This is a genomic window from Leucogemmata humicola (assembly GCF_055379415.1).
This window is the reverse complement of record NZ_AP040875.1, coordinates 1,094,366-1,110,411: the sequence shown is the minus strand read 5'-3', so window position 1 is coordinate 1,110,411 and position 16,046 is coordinate 1,094,366. Positions and strand designations below refer to the sequence as shown.

The following is a 16,046-nucleotide window of genomic DNA, read 5'->3' as shown; positions in this document are numbered from 1 at the left end:
CGCTCGCGCTACCGCCGTCGATCTTCCCCGCCCCTACGGTCCACCGGCGGCGCAGCGCCCACCGGCTCACTGCCCGCGCGCTGCTCGTCAAACTCGGTCCAGACGCGCGTCAGCTCGCCAGGCGAGACGTAGGATGGCGTTCCCGCCATGATGCCGGTGACGTTGCGGAACGGAACGCCCAAATGCATGCCCGTCTGGTCGATCCGGAATTCTCGAATGCCCTTGTCGTGCACCGAGCCGCGCATCTTGAGCACCGTCATACCGCGCTTCATCTCGCCGAACATCTCGACGTAGCGGAGCAGAATGATCGAATCGGTGACCGTCGAGATATGTGCTTCGGTGATCGACGTGCCGCCCATCAACGAAGCGGTCGTCGCGGTGAACAATCCCGTGATTTCCTGATGCTTGATGAACGATGTCAGCCCGATCACGAACTCACGGAACGCCTTGATCGTCCCGACTCGTTCGAGCGCCGACAGACTGTCGAGCGCAACGCGATTTGGTTTGAACTCGGCAATCATCCGCTGGATCGATAGCAGCCGATCCTCCAGACCTTCCGTCTCCGGATACTCGCACACGACGCGCAGCAAGCCGTCGCGTTCCATCTTGTCGAGATCGACGCCCCAGCCAATCGCGTTACGAAAGAGCTGTTCGCGACTCTCTTCGAACGCCAAGAGGAGAACTCGATCTCCGACTGCGGCGCCGCCCTTGAGGAATTGTGCGACTGTCAGCGTCTTTCCTGTACCCGTCGCGCCTGAGACCAGAATCACCGAATCACGGAAGAATCCTCCGCCGCACATCTTGTCGAGGTCTTCGTTGCCCGACGAGATGCGCACGTCGGACGACTTCTGACGGAGCTGCATGGCGGACAGCGGCATCACGACCACGCCCGTTCCTGCGACGATCGTCAGCGGGACTTCGCCCTTCTGGTGATCCGTGCCGCGGAACTTCAGAATCTCGATCGTTCGCCGGCGGTTCTCGCCTTCGAGAACGTTGCGCAGAATCATCACGTTGTCGGCGATGAACTCTTCGACGCCGAAACGCGCAACCGGCCCGTAGTCAGCGGTGCGCTCGGCGGTGAGAATTGCGGTGACGCCCATCGACTTGAGCGCCCAGGCGATACGAAACAACTCGCGGCGAACGATCGACTGATCGGAGAACTGCGAGAACACCGCGCCGAGTGAATCGACCGACACGCGCTCTGCGCCAACGCGCTCGACGGCGCGTTTGACGCGTGCGAGCAGCGCGCCGAGGTCGAAGCTCCCGCTTTCGACGGTCTCGATGTTCGGATCGGGCGATGCGTCCACCACTGCCAACTTTCCCTCACGTTCCCACTGCGAGAGTGTCCATCCGAAGCCGCGCATGTTGGTTCGGATGTCGGCGACCGATTCCTCGAAGGTGACCAGAACGCCGTTCTGCCCCTGCCGAATTCCGGCGGCCAGGAATTGAACGGCGAGTGCTGTCTTGCCGCTGCCCGCGGTGCCGGAGATGAGCGTGGTCCGACCCTTGGGAAGGCCGCCCTTGGCGATCAGGTCAAAGCTTTCGATGCCTGTCGGAAGCTTGACGAGTTCCGCTTCGGTGTCGTCGGTCATTTCGGATCGCGTTCGAGGTTGGATCGTAGATCGCCGCGGCCGATCTCCAGACCGACGAGCAGTTTTTCGCGGTCCGACAGATCGCCGATAATCCGACGGATGGGCGGCGGAAGGAGTTTGATCAGCGTCGGCGTGGCCAGGACCTTCGACTCCTCGGCGAGATCCGGCTCTTCGAGAACGTCGACCACCTCGAGGACGCAATCCCCCTGCAACTCCTCCTCACAGAGGTGTCGGAGATTCGCGACTGCGGAATCGGTGCGCGGGCTCACACCACAGACGAACAGCTTGAGCACGAACCGGCGTTCCGACTCGGTAGCCGTCTTCGGAATACTCATTTCCAACGACTCCAGAGGGGCGGCGTTGTCATTCGGCTCGTATCGGGTTGCGGCGGCAAAATGCAGAATCCGGACCAGTCCGCGATCGCGTTGCTCCGGTCAGTCGGCGAAGGCACGGAGTTTGACAATGGACGGTCAAACGCGACGGCGCGCCCGACACATTCTGCGATGGAAGCCGCGATGGCGAACGTTCGGCAGGCGACAGACCAACAGCGAGGCGGATCGAACCAGGAGCGATTGCGATCGATCATCGATCGCTTGCCTGACGGAATCACGATTGTCGATCGTGATGGCGTGATTCGCTTTGCCAATGGTGCCGCCGCGGAACTCTTCGGTCGCGACGCCGACGACTTGATCGGCCGCGACCTGGGGTTTCCCGTCGTCGCTGGCGAGAGCATCGAGGTCGATGTCGTGCGGCCGTCGGGTGGCCCGGTAACCGCCGAGTTACGAATCGTGGATACTGATTGGGATGGCGAGAGTGCACTGCTCGTCTCCCTTCGCGACGTCTCCGACCGCAAGCGCCATGAAGAACGCGTCGCGCAGCTCAGCCGTGAACGCGCCGCTCGATCCGAAGCGGAAGCCGCGAACCATGCGAAATCGGAATTCCTCGCGCTGATGAGTCACGAGCTTCGCACGCCGCTCAACGCCGTCATTGGCTACGCGGAGTTGCTCGACCTCGGAATCGGCGGAACGCTTTCCGACAATCAGCACCGTCAGGTTTCCCGAATTCGTCTGAGTGGACAGCACCTGCTCGGCCTCGTGAACGAGGTGCTCGATCTCGCTCGAGTCGAAGCCGGCCGCTTATCGTTGCATCTCGGCATTGGCGAAGGCCGGCGCGTGCTCGACGCGGCGCTGACGCTCGTCCATCCGATCGCCGAGAGTCACGGGATCAGCCTGACGTCGAACGCGTCGTCGATCGTCAAAGCGGCGTTCGAGGGCGACGAAGACCGAGTACGCCAGGTGCTCGTGAACCTCCTCAACAACGCGGTAAAGTTCACTCCGCGCGGCGGACGTGTGCACCTCGAGTGCGGCGCCGCCGATCGAGGGCCGGCCGACGCGAAACTCATGGGGTCGGGACCGTGGACGTATTTCAGCGTCACCGACACGGGCCGCGGCATTCCGCGCGATAAACTCGGGGCGATCTTCGATCCGTTCGTGCAGGTCGAACAGGGACACACGCGCTCGCAGGACGGGTCCGGCCTGGGGCTCACGATCAGCCGCCGATTGGCTCGACTCATGAACGGCGATCTGGTGGTCAGCAGCGAAGCAGGTCGTGGATCGACGTTCACGCTCTGGTTGCGTGACGGATCTCACACCGCGGAGCGCGCCGCTCGATGGAACGCCACCTCGCCACAAGCGGCGGCGCGGCTCCAGGGCCTCGGCGAGGTGGGGAAGGTCCTTGTGAGAGATCTAGAATCCTTGCTCGATGCGTTCACAACGCGTCTACGTGACGAGCCGATCATCGACGGCGTCGGCGCGCTGCGTGGCTGCCAGCTGTCGAACCACATGATCGCCTACGTTGCGGCGATCGCGGCGACGTTGATTGCAGTCGAGGAAATGAGTGGCGAAATGTCGATCGAGGTCGCCGACGCGACGAAGATTCATGCGGCGATCGCCGAATTCCACGGGCGTCAGCGAAGTCAGTTGGGTTGGACGACCGACCGGCTGCGGCGCGAATGGACGATTCTCCGCGAGGAGGTCGAACGACTGCTACGGTTGAACGGTCGTGGCTTTCTCGAGCCCGCACTCGGCGAAGCGTTGCGGATCGTCGAGCGGATCATTGCGCAAGGCGTGGAGGTTAGTGCGCGCGCACTCGAACGTGCGACAGCTGAGCGACCGACGTCGCTGGTGGTGCCGCACCGTTCGTAGATCGAGCGCCGGCTACTTCTTCACGTCAGCGTCGCCGGCGACGACGTCGACGTAACGCCAGTTGAGACCTACCGTTACCTTGAAGTAGTAGTGCGCCGCAGGAAGCGAGTCGCCTAGCATGTTGGCTACCGGGAACGTTGGGCTGTACTCCTTCGAGGACGCAGTCACGCCCGGTGCAATCGCCGTCGTCGTGAGAGAACTCACACAGACCGCCCCGAAGCCGTTGGCATCCTGTCGCCGATTCGAATCCCAGGCTGGGGTTCCGCTTCGATCAGCAGTGCGATAGGCCTGCAACGACACTGGGCAAGCGCCGAACTCGAGCCGAACCGGGTCGCTATTCGTGTTCGTGAATGACACAGTCGATCGAAGCTGTCCATCGCTTACTGTCGTCGCTGCCATAAAAGCCAAGCCGGCATTCGGGTCGACAATATCGACAGGACCAGCCGGAACGCTTAGCAGATCGTTCACGCGATCGACCGCAGCAGCGGCGTAGTAGCGGCCCGGCACGATGGACTGCCCCGAGAGAGTCAGCCGGAATCCTTCAGCCGGGAAGCTCTCGGATTGCCCCGTTGCAAGCGACAGACGACGTGGATCCACCGAACATTCGACCCCACGCGGGATGTCCGCGACGGGTTTCCCGGAGTAGCCGGCATTGTCGTAGAGACGAATCCAGGCGGGGCAGCCAGCGAGCAACACGTCTCGTATACCAGTCGTTGGGTTGACCACCGTCACGTTGACCGACAGCTCAGACGGCCCAAGCCGCGACGCCATGGGCGTCGTGGACGTCGGCACGAGAGCGGCAGTCGCTGAGTACCTTACACCAACGTCGTTACTCGTAGGTGCCTGTTGCACGGTTACGGCGACGGTGACGACGTTCTGTGGCTCACGGGTGGAGCGTACGGTTATCGTCGCGCTGCCAGAGGCCTTTGCCACCACGTGAGCATAGATACCACTGTCAGCACTCACCGTTGCAACGGACGTATTCGAACTTTCTAACGTAAATTTCGGTTCGACATACGTCATCGCTGTTGCACTCACAACCACGTATGCGGAGACCGAGAGCCACGCGTCGCGCCCTGGCGCGAGGGCCAGCCTGCCGCGACTGACAGAAAAACGCTCGGTGCCAGGGGATGTACCACGGGCCTGGCCGCCGAGCTCGGTAGAGTTAGAACAGGCAGTCAATAGGCAAATACAAATAAGCAAACGAGATAGGCGCATTACGAATTCCCTCCAGTCGAAGCGGTGTCATTGGCACAACCGCTCCAACGTCGACCGAAGTCACACCGATCGTTTGCGACGATTCAACACGCGCGCGACGTGCCACCGGTGAGATCCGACATGTCGCGCGCCGTCTTCGCCTTCGGCGCAGCGCACGGGCGCGACCACGGAGAGTCCGGCCAGTGAATCGCAGGAGTTCGTCCATTCGCCAGTGCATCCGCGTGCAACAGAAACGTTCCCATGCCAGCGGCACCGTGCATGAATCCCGTTTCCGCGCGCGGCAACGACACTTCATCAGACCGATTCCACTTCACACCATCGCCGTCGGCGACCGAGCGTGCGATGATGTTCGCCGATGCGCGAGAGATCATGTCGGCGTACGGCGCCGATAGCGTTTCTCGCTGCAACGCGATGAAGAACTCACCGACTCCGGCACTTCCGCTGCACTGATCGACAGGGCGGGGTGAGTCGGTGCCATCGCTCGCAACGATCGCGCGTGCACACGAGTGCGCGAGGTCCATCCACTTCGGCCGCCCCGTAACTGCGCCAAGCTCGCGAAACAGGCGCGCGGTTCCGGCGGGACCGTGGCACCAACCCATTTCATAGACGCCTTCACCACCCGGCTCATAGTGAAACACCTTGAACCCCTTTGCGTCGGTGTTCGCCAATCGCTCGAGGTACTGCGCGCCCGACAGCGCGCCGGCCATGCACGTGCGATCTCCCGTGGCACGCAGGAGCTCCGCAAGGAAATACGAAACTCCGGCGGTGCCGAACCCAAAATTCGGAAACGACACGCCTCGATCTTTGAGCGACACCCACTTCGTGCCACCGCGATCGGAAACTCCGGTCTCGAGCAATCGCCGCCCCGCTGCCAGGGCGAGCGCGCGACTCGGGGCATCGTCCATCACCGCATCCGCCCAGAGCAGCAGCAGTCCGATTCCGGCTGACCCACTCACGATGTCGGGGCCGGCGCTGCGTCCAGACCACTCGGCGCCCGAGGTTCCGCGGCGCGCCAGACCGTGAATCATCGAGATCGCGAGCTTCGACGCGTCGCGGTATCGACCATCGCCGGTCGCGCGATGGGTCTCCTCGAGCACGAATGCGACGCCGGCGAGTCCATCATACAATCCACATGATTCGGATTGTTGCAACACGGGCAGCTTGGCGATCAACTCGTTCGCGCCGAGTCGTGCGTCGTCGAGCCAGGTGCTGTCGCGCGTTGCGTCGAACAGCTCGAGATGGAATAGAACGATTCCCGGCGAACCATCGAACAGGTCGAGCCCAACCGAGTCAGGCTTCGTGGGATCGGTGGGCCAGGTGACGCCATCCTTCGTCGTGATGCGCGACCGACGAATCCATCGTGCCGCCGCGAGCGCCACGTCGACGTTGCTCGGCGCCGGCGAGGGAAGCGCGAAGCGCGACAGCGCGGCGCAGGCGCTCATCGCAATCATCTCGCGTCGCGTGACATTCAGTCCGAGCATGGCCCTCTAGGTTCCATGGAAGACCATGCAATTTACTCCGCGAAGCTCGGACAGCGTAGGTCGTGCACTACGCGTTGACGATCGCCCCATCCGCGAGCGTGATGGCCCGATCGGCGAATCCGCGTGCGAAATCGATGTCGTGCGTCGACACGAGCAGCGCCCTGCCCTGCTTCGCGAGTTCGCGAAGCTTCTCGCCAAGCGCGCCGCGTCGCGCCGGATCAAGCGCGGCTGTGGGCTCGTCCATGAGAAGCAATGATGGATTCGGCGCGAGTGCTCGGGCGATCGCGACGCGCTGCGCCTCGCCGCCGGAAAGCTGCCGCGGCAACGCGCTCGCTCGGGCACCCACGCCAAGGGATTCGAGCAGATCACGCGCGACCGACTCGGCGCGCGCGCGATCCCAGCGCAGCACGTGAATTAGCGCGAGCGTGACGTTGTCGAGCGCCGTCAGATGTTCGAAGAGCGCGTGTGCCTGGAACACCATTCCAACGTGCCGTCGCAATGCACCGAGCTGCGATTGCGGTGGTAGCGAACCAGGTCGCAGCACGACGTCATCGATGGCGATGCTGCCACTGTCGAACGACTGAAGCGCAGCAACAGCACGAAGCACCGTCGTCTTTCCTGCGCCTGACGCACCCATGAGGGCGCAGATCTCTCCCGGGGCGACGTCCAGATCGACCCCGCGCAGCACCTCGCGATCGGCGCGCATCACACGCAGCCCGCGTATGGAAAGCGTCATGGGGCGCTCCAGCGTCGTTCCAGGCTGCGCGCGGCGTGGGACAGCGGCAGCGACAGCGCGAGGTATGCGAGCGCGCAGAGCAGCCCGGGCACGACCCAGCTTCCGACGTTCGTCGCGTAGATCGCGGTCTGCTTCGTGAGCTCGACCACGGTGATCACCGATACGAGCGACGAATCCTTGAGCAGTGCGACGAAATCATTCGTCATCGGCGCGAGCGCGAGTCGCAGCGCCTGCGGTCCACGGACGAGTCGAAGAATCTGGTACTCGCTCAACCCGAGCGTGCGCGCCGCCTCGAGTTGCTGGCGCGAGATGGCCTCGAGCGCGGAACGATAGATCTCTGATTCGTACGCAGCATAGTTGAGGCCGAGTCCGAGGACCGCGGCAGCGAACGCGGGCAGGCGTACGACACTCGAGAGACCGTAGTAGATGACGAACAGCTGTAACAATACGGGCGTGCCGCGTATTGCTTCGACGTAGATCGTGAGCAACGCGCGAACGAGCGGCGGACCGTAGACGCGCCCCGCAGCGACGCCAATACCAATACTCACGGCCAGCAGCATCGCGAGGCAGGACAACAGCAGCGTGATTCCCGCGGCGCGCAGTAGCGCGGGCAGATACGTCGCGGCCGACGCCGCAGTGGTTGCACCAGACTTTGTCGGTGCGGCTTGCTCGGGCGCGGATGCGATTGCCCGCTGGAAGTATTTCGCCTGAGTGTCGTCCCACACATTCCAGGTGCGGAACACTTTCTCCAGCGATCCGTCCCGCATGCGCGCACGAAGAATCACGTCCGCCGAGTCGCGCTCGGCCCCCTTGGCGAGCGGGAACACGGCGACATAGTGGCCGATTGCGACGGGGTCAGGCTCTACGACGAAGCCACTGAGCCGCCGCCGCGATCGATCGGCGATGATGTTGTCGAGCAGAACCGCGTCGACGCGACCGGCGACGAGATCGGCGTACGGATGGACGTCGTCGTCATACGAAATCGGCGTGATGCCGAGACTGTCGCGTGCGTCGAGCAGGATCTGGTAGGCTGTGGTCGCACCCAATGTCGCGATGCGCTTGCCGCGCAGGTCGGACAGCCGACGGTAGCGTGCGCTATCGGCCGTTCGGACGGCGAGCACCTCGCGAAATTCGAAATACGGAATGGAAACGGAATGCCGCGCGCGCAGCTCTGGTCTATCCTCCAGGCCCGACATGCCGAGGTCGAAGTCGCCGCGTTCGAGCGACTGTTCGATCGACGACCATTGGACCTGAACGAACTGCGGCTCGCGTCCGAGACCGTGCGCAATCATTCGCGCGATCTCGACGTCGAAGCCGCGCACCTTCGACGGATCGCTGGGATCGGCTTCGACGAATGGTGCACCGCCTTCGGCGTCGCCGCCCCAGCGGAGCGGCGGACGCGCGCCATTCTGCGCGGCCAGTGGCGCCGTCGCAGTGACGACGAAGAGCGAAACGATCGCGATCAGTTTCACGCGATCAAATTTACATCAGATCGGTTTCGGGCGCGGCATTGGCACCATCAGGGGGATGGCCGAAGTCGCGTGTCCTACAAGCGAGCACCCACTCACCGATTCGTTCGAGGTAGATAGATGAAGCACCGACACAAGCACGACGACGACGATCATGATGATTTTGGCGGATTGCACCGAGATCTTCTCAGTACCGGTGCAGCGATGGACCGACGACAGTTGCTTCGACTTGCTGGCGTTGGCGCTGGACTTGGCGCGCTCACTATCCTCGGTTGCTCGGGCGACAGCGTAACGAGCGCCTTGGGCACTGATCCGTCGAATACCACAAGCAACGGAAGTTGTAGCAAGGTCCCCGAGGAGACCGCGGGCCCGTATCCCGGCGACAGCTCCAACGGACCGAATGTGCTGAATCAGACGGGCGTTGTGCGCAGCGACATCCGCACGAGCTTCGCGGGTCTCAGCGGCACCGCGGCCGGCATTCCCCTCTCGATCGCACTGACGATCGTGTCTGCGACGACGTGCAACCCGCTCGCCAACTACGCGGTGTACATCTGGCACTGCGATCGCGGCGGTAACTACTCGCTGTACTCGCCTGGCGTGACGAACCAGAACTACTTGCGCGGCGTGCAACAGGCGGACGCAAACGGCAAGGTGACGTTCACGTCGATCTTTCCAGCGTGCTACTCGGGGCGTTGGCCGCACATTCACTTCGAGGTGTACCGGAGTCTGACGGCGGCCACCAGCGTGTCTAACAAGATCGCGACATCCCAGCTGGCGCTTCCGAAAGCAACCTGTGACCTCGTGTACGCAACGACGGGTTACGAACAGAGCGTTCGAAATCTCTCACAGGTCACGCTGGCGAGCGACATGGTGTTCAGCGACGGCTCGGCGCTCGAGCTGGCGACCATCACTGGCAATATCGCGACGGGACTGACCTCTACGCTAACGGTCGCAGTCGCAGCGTAGAGGCTCGACTCACAGGCCGAGTGCGCGAAGTTCCTGCGCTCGACCGCGGCTCACCGGAACGCGCGTGCCATCGTCGAAGTGTGCGAAGAGTTGGCCGCGCGTTCCCGCTTTGAACGAAACGACGCGATTGAGGTTGACGATGTGCGCACGATGCACGCGCACGAACGTCGCTGGATCGAGCCGGCGTTCGAGCCGGCTGATCGCGACGTGCAGCAGATGTCGACCGCGATCGGTGTGCGCCATCACGTAGTCGCCATCGGCGTCGAAATGCGTCACGTCGGCGACGGCGATCGGTGTGATTGCGCGGCCGGAACGAACGAACAGGCGGCTCATTGGTCCGCTGCCGAAGACATCGTGCATGCGCTCGAGTGCTGATGACGATGCCGGCTCGCCAAGCGCGGAGCGTACACGGTCGAGTGCCGAAGTGAGACGCTCGGCGCCAAATGGCTTGAGCAGATAGTCGAGCGCGCCGAGCTCGAACGCTGTCGCCGCGTGCTCGAGATACGCCGTCGTGAATACCACGTGCGGCCGATGCGCGGCTGCGCGAAGCGCATCGGTGCCGAGCAACCCCGGCATCTTGATGTCGAGGAACACGAGCTCTGGTCGCAGCGCGTCGATCGCGGCGACGGTCGCTGGCCCATTCTCCGCCTCGCCAATCACGTCGATCCATTCAATCGTCGAGAGCAGCCGACGAAGTCCGGCGCGGGCTATCGGCTCGTCGTCGGCGATGAGCGTCGTGACCTTCATGCGTCGTCCGTTCGGGCCGGTAGCGTCAACCGCGCCTCATAGCCAGAGGTCACTGGGCCTGCGACCAGCGCGGCTCGATCGCCGAACAGCACCGCAATCCGTTCGCGGAGGCGTGCGAGGCCAGTGCCGCTGGTCGCACTGTGGGGAGTCGACGGCTGACCCGAATCGCGCACGACGATCGTGAGCACGTTTGCATCGACCGCGGCGGATACGCTCACTCGCGTCTGGCCAATGGTGTTCTCGACACCGTGACGCACCGCGTTTTCCACGAGACAGTGCACGCCGAACGAGGGGACGAGCAACGGCTCGGCGCCCGCGGTAACGTCGACGTGAACATCGAGCCGATCGCCGAAGCGCAGGCGCTCCATGTCGAGATAGCGCCGAACGAAACGGAGCTCTGCGTCGAGTGGAACGAGATCGCGATCTTCATCGATGGCCGTACGCAGCAGATTCGATATTTGCTCGGCGGCCTGCGATGCTCTGGCCGGTTCGACGGGAATGAGATGAACGACGGTGTGCAGCGCGTTGAACAGAAAGTGCGGATTGAGCTGCGTTCGCAACGCAGACAGTTGCGCTCGCGCAGCGTTTACTTCGGCCCGCGCTGCGCGCTCGCTCGCGTGCGTCGCGTAGCTCGCGCCGGCGATCATCGAATACACCCACATGCCGACGATGATGTATGGCCCGAGTCCAGGTCCGAATCCAACTGGGCGACGGGGATGCATCAACACGTCGATGCCTGCGTTGATCGCCACCCACGCAGCGGCGAAACACACCGCGAGGCCGACGTGCAACGCCAGCGACGAAGCGCGCACGGGCGACGGCCACGGGTACTTGCCGACGAACGCGTAGACGATCGAGCCGAGGGCTACGGCCGTCGTGATCAAACGCAGCGCCGTGGACACGCCGGTGTCGAGCCGCGTTCCGGGATGCAGAACGAGAATCGATAGCGTGAAGAACGCCCAGAGTGGAAGCCAGGCGATCATCAGCTGCGGCCAGAGTCCGGAGCGCTTCATTCGGACAAACTGGGAGAGCGACGGCGCGTGCGCAACGACGTCGCGTCAGGGTTGTGCAGGCTTCGTGCGCTTCGCTTCCATCCGCAGTCGTCCCTCGTCCCACGTCTTGCCGCCGTCGTTTGATCGATCCTGCCACGCGGAGAAGCTCGTGGGCTTGATGTCGAAGAAGCGAATGCGGGTCAGCGTCGATTTCCCGTCGGCGTCAGTCGCCTGCGTCGTGACCACCATCTTGCCGTCTTGCCATTCGGCGGTGCTCGGTGAGAAGCGCGTCCTGTAGACGTCGAGAGAAGAGACCGACCAGCGGTGCGCCGCGGCGTCGAAGACGCGCATCGCGTTGGCGAAGAGAACGGGATTGCCCGACGCGTCGGCGAGGCGAAGTTCGTCTTCGACGCCAAAGCCATCGAACGCGCGACGCGCCTTCCATGTTCCCGTCATCTTGGGTCCGCCATGAATCATTCCGGCGAGACCCGCGAAGCGCTGAACTGCCGCGACCGACCATTCTCCAGCGAGGAAATCGAACTGCATCGCTTCGCGCGGCGGCGTCGTGGACGGAAGGGCGATTGACGCGCCACCGTGCTGCGCGAACGAGACGGACGGAAGCGTGACGCAGAGAGCAGTCACGAGCAATGAACGGCGCATACGATCTCCGGTGGTGAACGTGGCGTGTGGAGACGATGAATGCGCTCGAACACGCCGCGTGGCCAGCGCCATTTCGCTGAACGGTATCGCGGGTGCGTCGAACGGCGCCTGGAGCCATGGCTCACGGGCACGCGCCGATTGTATCGTCGGCACATGATCGAACTTCATCAGGTTGGAAAGACCTATTCGACGCCGCACGGCTCGTTCGCCGCGTTGACCGACATCACGCTGACCATCGAGGCGGCGGAGTTCGTCGCCATCGTTGGTCAGAGCGGCAGCGGCAAGTCGACGCTACTCAATCTCCTCGCTGGCCTCGATCGACCGACGAGTGGCGACGTCATCGTTGACGGCACCAGCATCGCGCGACTCACTGAGCGAGCAGCGAGCATCTGGCGCGGCACGAATATCGGCATCGTCTTCCAATTCTTCCAATTGCTGCCGACCCTCTCCGTCGCAGAGAATGTCATGCTACCGATGGATCTCTGCGCGCGGTGGCCGCGACGTGAACGCCTCGAGCGGGCAATGCAGTTGCTCGATCGATTGGGAATCGCCGATCAAGCCGACAAACGCCCAGCCACACTGTCGGGCGGACAGCAACAGCGCGCCGCGGTTGCACGCGCGCTGGCCAACGATCCGAAGGTTCTGTTCGCCGATGAGCCCACGGGTAACCTCGATTCGCGCACGGCGCGTGAGACGATCGACGTCTTGGCCAGCTTAGCGACCGGAGACCGCGCGGTCGTGATGGTGACACACGACGCCGCCGCGCGCGCTCAAGCGACACGAACGATCAGCCTTTCTGACGGGCGCGTCGCCGCGGCGGATGCATCGCTCGAATTGCCGCTGCGAGGTGCGCTTGTTTAGTCCGCGATGGAAGAAGATCGCGCGCGACGCGTGGGTTCACAAAACACGAACCACGCTGGCTCTTCTCGCCATCGTCATCGGACTCGTCGGCTCCGGCACGGTGCTCGACGCCTGGTCGCTCGTGCGACGGGCGACCGCCGAGCAGTATCTGGCAAGTCATCCGCCCGCAATGACACTGCGCGTCGACTCAGTGGACATCGCGCTACTCGACCTCGTGCGTTCGCTGCCTGGTGTCGCATCCGCACGGCGGCGGCGAGCAGTTCCAATCACGCTTCGTGCAGCGTCTGGCGTCGCGAGCGGCTCGCTGATCATTCTCGACGACCCAGCGGATCGCCGAATTGGAGCGCTCACGCTCGAGGAAGGTCAGTGGTCGCAAAACGATAGCTCCATTGTCTTCGAGCGTTCGTCGGTCGACTTCGCTGGCGTTGCGCTCGGCGGCTCGACCGATCTTCGCACCGTCGCTGGCGAGTCTGGACGTTTTTTCATCTCCGGAATTGCCCGCGACGTGAGCATTCCCCCGGGATGGATGGATCACGACGTCACGGCGTTCGGAGGTCGCGCAGCGCTCAAGTATCTCGGCATCAACCAGTCGTTCGACGAGATTCAGCTCACACTTCGCGGCGCGCCGCGAGATATTGCCGTCGTACGTCACGCGTCACGCGACGTCGCCACGGCGATTGAACATGCCGGACACAGGGTCCTGAGCATCGACGTTCCGCAACCAGGCCGACATCCGCACGCAGCGCAGATGGATTCCCTGCTGTTCACGCAGGGCGCGTTCGGACTGCTCGCGACGGCGTTGAGTGCCTTTCTCGTCGTGAATCTCATCGGCGCAATGCTTGCCGGTCAGGTTCGCGAAATCGGCATCATGAAGGCGATCGGTGGACGACGCGAACAGATCTCGACACTGTACCTCACGCTCGCCGCGGTCCTCGGGATCGTCGCGAGTGTAATTGCAATTCCAACCGCGGCGATCGTTGGCCGCGCGTACGCCCAGTTCACGGCGCAACTGCTCAACTTCGACGTGACGCACGTTCCGATCCCCGCTTGGGCGCTCGCAATTCAGATTCTGACTGGCATTCTGCTGCCGGTTGTTGCGGCGGCGATCCCCGTGTCTCGCGGTTGCGGCATCTCTGTCGCCGCGGCGCTGCGCGGGCCAACTCTGGACGACGGCATTGGGTCGCGATTGCAACGATGGATGCGCTTCGAGAGCATGCCAAAGCCGCTCGCACTGGCGCTACGGATGGTCGCGCGGCGTCCGCTACGCAGCGCGATGGCGATGCTCACGCTCGCGGTTGGAGGCGGTGTCTTTCTCGGCGCCCGCTCGCTGCGCGACGGCGTGATGCACGCGGTCGACGACTCGTACACGATTTACCACTTCGATTTCACGATGCGGTTCACCGAAGCTCATGCTGTCGACTCCATCGAGTCGGCGCTGCGACTCATGAATGGCGTCCGCGGCGCGGAGGCGTGGTCGCGAAGCTCTGGGCGAATGAGCTTTGCCGACGGCAGCTTCGGCAACACCTTTTCAATCGTCGGCCTACCCGCAAACACGCGCATGCTGCGTCCGCCACTCGTGGCCGGACGTTGGCTCGCTGCGAACGACGATCACGGCCTCGTCGTCAGCAAGCGACTCCTCTCCGAAGAGCCGTCGATCGCCGTGGGCTCGCGAGCAGCGGTGCGCATTGGCGATCGAACCGAGCAGTGGACGGTCGTCGGCGTCGCTGAGACAGGAATCGATGGCAGTGCGTACACGACGCGAGACATGCTCGCCCGCGTATCAGGCCACGCGAATGCGTCGAGCGTTGTGATGGACATGGGCGACACGACGTCGGTCGGTCGCGTTGACAACATCCGTCGTGTTCGCGAAGCATTGCGCATCGCCGGCCTCAACGTTCGTTCGGCGCAGATCGTTGATGCTGGTCGCGCCGCGCTCGAAGATCATCTCGTGATGGTGGTGTCGTTTCTCGGCATCATGGCCCAGGTGATGATCATCGTTGGCGGACTTGGACTCGCCTCGACGATGAGCATTGCGGCGATCGAGCGAACGCGCGAAATCGGCGTGTTACGCGCGATCGGAGCGACGCCGCAAATGATTCAGCTCCTCGTTCACGTCGAGAGCTTGTTCATCGTGATTCTGAGCTCGCTCGTCGCAATCGCGCTGTCGATTCCGATCGGCCGCGGACTCGGCGACGCCTTCGGGCGCATCATGCTGCCCGTGCGGGTCGCCGTGCTCCCAGGCGTTGTAAGCGTGGGGCAATGGCTCGGTATTGTCATGGCGGTCAGTCTCGTTGCGGCTCTGCTGCCCGCACGACGTGCATCGACGATCCAGGTTCGCGAGGCGCTCGCGTACGAGTAGAGCGCGCGCTTAACCTAGCTTCCAGGTCGGCACGAGATCGCCGCGTGAATCGTCAGGCCGAGACACGCGGCGAAGGTCGACACCGAACAACTCAGCAAGCAGCCCAGGCTCTAGCACGTCAACTGGCGTTCCGACGACGACGCGCTCCGGAGAGAAAATGAGCGCGACATCATCGGAGACGGCGTCCGCATGCTGCGGTTGATGCGTACTGAAGATCACCGTCAGACCGTCATCCTTCGCGAGACGACGCATCCACCGCAGGACAACTTCCTGGTGGCGAAGGTCGAGCGACGCCGTCGGCTCGTCCAGCACGAGAATGTCGGCCTCTGCGGCGAGTGCTCTCGCGAAGGCGACGAGCTGTCGCTCTCCCCCGGAGAGATCGTCGAAGCCTCGGCGCGCGAACGAGAGCATGCCGACGCGATCGAGCGCCGACGCGGCCGCATTTTCGTCTTTGCGCGATGGAGTCGCGAACGTCCCAATCTGGCGTGCCCGTCCCATGAGCACGACGTCCATCACCGAATACGCAAAGCTGAGCTGGATGAACTGGGGCACGTACCCGATGCGTCCATCCACGACAACGCTTCCCGTCGACGGACGGAGGATTCCGGCGATGAGCTTGAGCAGCGTCGTTTTCCCACTGCCATTTGGGCCAAGAATGCTCATCACGCGACCGCGGCGAACGCCAACACTACAGCCGCGTAGAATCGGCGTCGTGTGTCGGTAGGCGAAAGACACCCCGTCGAGGCTGACCGCCATGCTAG

The 16,046-nt window shown here is 63.4% G+C and carries 14 protein-coding genes; 4 read left to right on the top strand and 10 right to left on the bottom strand.

What is annotated here, in order from left to right:
- Window positions 1-8 precede the first annotated feature (8 nt).
- Together kaiC and AC6H4Z_RS04610 are read right to left on the bottom strand one after the other, a co-directional pair.
- Window positions 9-1,592: a circadian clock protein KaiC gene (kaiC, locus tag AC6H4Z_RS04615; RefSeq protein ID WP_497545561.1), complete on the bottom strand. Its 1,584-nt coding sequence runs from the start codon at window positions 1,590-1,592 to the stop codon at window positions 9-11.
- Window positions 1,589-1,927, bottom strand: coding sequence for a circadian clock KaiB family protein (locus tag AC6H4Z_RS04610; protein ID WP_497545560.1), 339 nt, complete (start codon window positions 1,925-1,927; stop codon window positions 1,589-1,591). Before AC6H4Z_RS04610 ends, kaiC begins: the two co-directional genes overlap by 4 nt.
- Window positions 1,928-2,095: 168 nt before the next feature.
- Between AC6H4Z_RS04610 and AC6H4Z_RS04605 the strand changes: the two genes are divergently transcribed.
- On the top strand, window positions 2,096-3,796 hold the full coding sequence (locus AC6H4Z_RS04605; RefSeq protein WP_497545559.1) for a sensor histidine kinase: 1,701 nt from the start codon (window positions 2,096-2,098) through the stop codon (window positions 3,794-3,796).
- Window positions 3,797-3,808: 12 nt separating this feature from the next.
- On the opposite strand, the gene AC6H4Z_RS04600 is transcribed toward AC6H4Z_RS04605, so the two are convergent.
- The 4 genes from AC6H4Z_RS04600 to AC6H4Z_RS04585 all read right to left on the bottom strand — a co-directional run bounded on the left by AC6H4Z_RS04600 (window position 3,809) and on the right by AC6H4Z_RS04585 (window position 8,703).
- Window positions 3,809-4,588 (bottom strand): hypothetical protein, encoded by a 780-nt coding sequence (locus AC6H4Z_RS04600; RefSeq protein ID WP_497545558.1) that lies wholly within the window; start codon window positions 4,586-4,588, stop codon window positions 3,809-3,811.
- 509 nt (window positions 4,589-5,097) lie between these two features.
- Window positions 5,098-6,495, bottom strand: coding sequence for a lanthionine synthetase LanC family protein (locus AC6H4Z_RS04595; RefSeq protein ID WP_497545557.1), 1,398 nt, complete (start codon window positions 6,493-6,495; stop codon window positions 5,098-5,100).
- Window positions 6,496-6,562: 67 nt separating this feature from the next.
- Entirely contained in the window at window positions 6,563-7,231 is a 669-nt protein-coding gene (locus AC6H4Z_RS04590) for an amino acid ABC transporter ATP-binding protein (protein ID WP_497545556.1), read from the bottom strand.
- Window positions 7,228-8,703, bottom strand: coding sequence for an ABC transporter substrate-binding protein/permease (locus tag AC6H4Z_RS04585; RefSeq protein WP_497545555.1), 1,476 nt, complete (start codon window positions 8,701-8,703; stop codon window positions 7,228-7,230). The genes AC6H4Z_RS04590 and AC6H4Z_RS04585 overlap by 4 nt, the downstream gene beginning before the upstream one ends.
- Before the next feature lie 117 nt (window positions 8,704-8,820).
- Here AC6H4Z_RS04585 and AC6H4Z_RS04580 point away from each other — a divergent pair, with 117 nt between their 5' ends.
- A complete protein-coding gene (locus AC6H4Z_RS04580) occupies window positions 8,821-9,666 on the top strand; it encodes an intradiol ring-cleavage dioxygenase (RefSeq protein ID WP_497545554.1) in 846 nt (281 codons plus the stop codon).
- 9 nt (window positions 9,667-9,675) lie between these two features.
- Here the strand turns inward: AC6H4Z_RS04580 and AC6H4Z_RS04575 are convergent, their stop codons facing one another.
- Genes AC6H4Z_RS04575 through AC6H4Z_RS04565 form a run of 3 tightly spaced genes read right to left on the bottom strand, consistent with a single transcriptional unit; the run spans window position 9,676 to window position 12,065 of the window.
- On the bottom strand, window positions 9,676-10,413 hold the full coding sequence (locus tag AC6H4Z_RS04575; protein ID WP_497545553.1) for a LytR/AlgR family response regulator transcription factor: 738 nt from the start codon (window positions 10,411-10,413) through the stop codon (window positions 9,676-9,678).
- The gene (locus AC6H4Z_RS04570; protein ID WP_497545552.1) at window positions 10,410-11,426 is read right to left on the bottom strand and encodes a sensor histidine kinase; all 1,017 of its coding nucleotides are present in this window, start codon (window positions 11,424-11,426) and stop codon (window positions 10,410-10,412) included. The genes AC6H4Z_RS04575 and AC6H4Z_RS04570 overlap by 4 nt, the downstream gene beginning before the upstream one ends.
- A 45-nt stretch (window positions 11,427-11,471) precedes the next feature.
- Entirely contained in the window at window positions 11,472-12,065 is a 594-nt protein-coding gene (locus AC6H4Z_RS04565) for a hypothetical protein (RefSeq protein WP_497545551.1), read from the bottom strand.
- Window positions 12,066-12,104: 39 nt separating this feature from the next.
- Here AC6H4Z_RS04565 and AC6H4Z_RS04560 point away from each other — a divergent pair, with 39 nt between their 5' ends.
- Together AC6H4Z_RS04560 and AC6H4Z_RS04555 are read left to right on the top strand one after the other, a co-directional pair.
- Window positions 12,105-12,926, top strand: a complete 822-nt coding sequence (locus tag AC6H4Z_RS04560) for an ABC transporter ATP-binding protein (RefSeq protein ID WP_497545550.1) — start codon at window positions 12,105-12,107, stop codon at window positions 12,924-12,926.
- On the top strand, window positions 12,919-15,285 hold the full coding sequence (locus tag AC6H4Z_RS04555) for an ABC transporter permease (RefSeq protein ID WP_497545549.1): 2,367 nt from the start codon (window positions 12,919-12,921) through the stop codon (window positions 15,283-15,285). Before AC6H4Z_RS04560 ends, AC6H4Z_RS04555 begins: the two co-directional genes overlap by 8 nt.
- A gap of 9 nt (window positions 15,286-15,294) precedes the next feature.
- On the opposite strand, the gene AC6H4Z_RS04550 is transcribed toward AC6H4Z_RS04555, so the two are convergent.
- Window positions 15,295-16,041 carry an ABC transporter ATP-binding protein gene (locus AC6H4Z_RS04550; RefSeq protein ID WP_497547015.1) on the bottom strand — a complete coding sequence of 249 codons (747 nt, stop codon included), beginning with the start codon at window positions 16,039-16,041 and terminating at the stop codon, window positions 15,295-15,297.
- Between the last annotated feature and the right edge of the window lie 5 nt (window positions 16,042-16,046).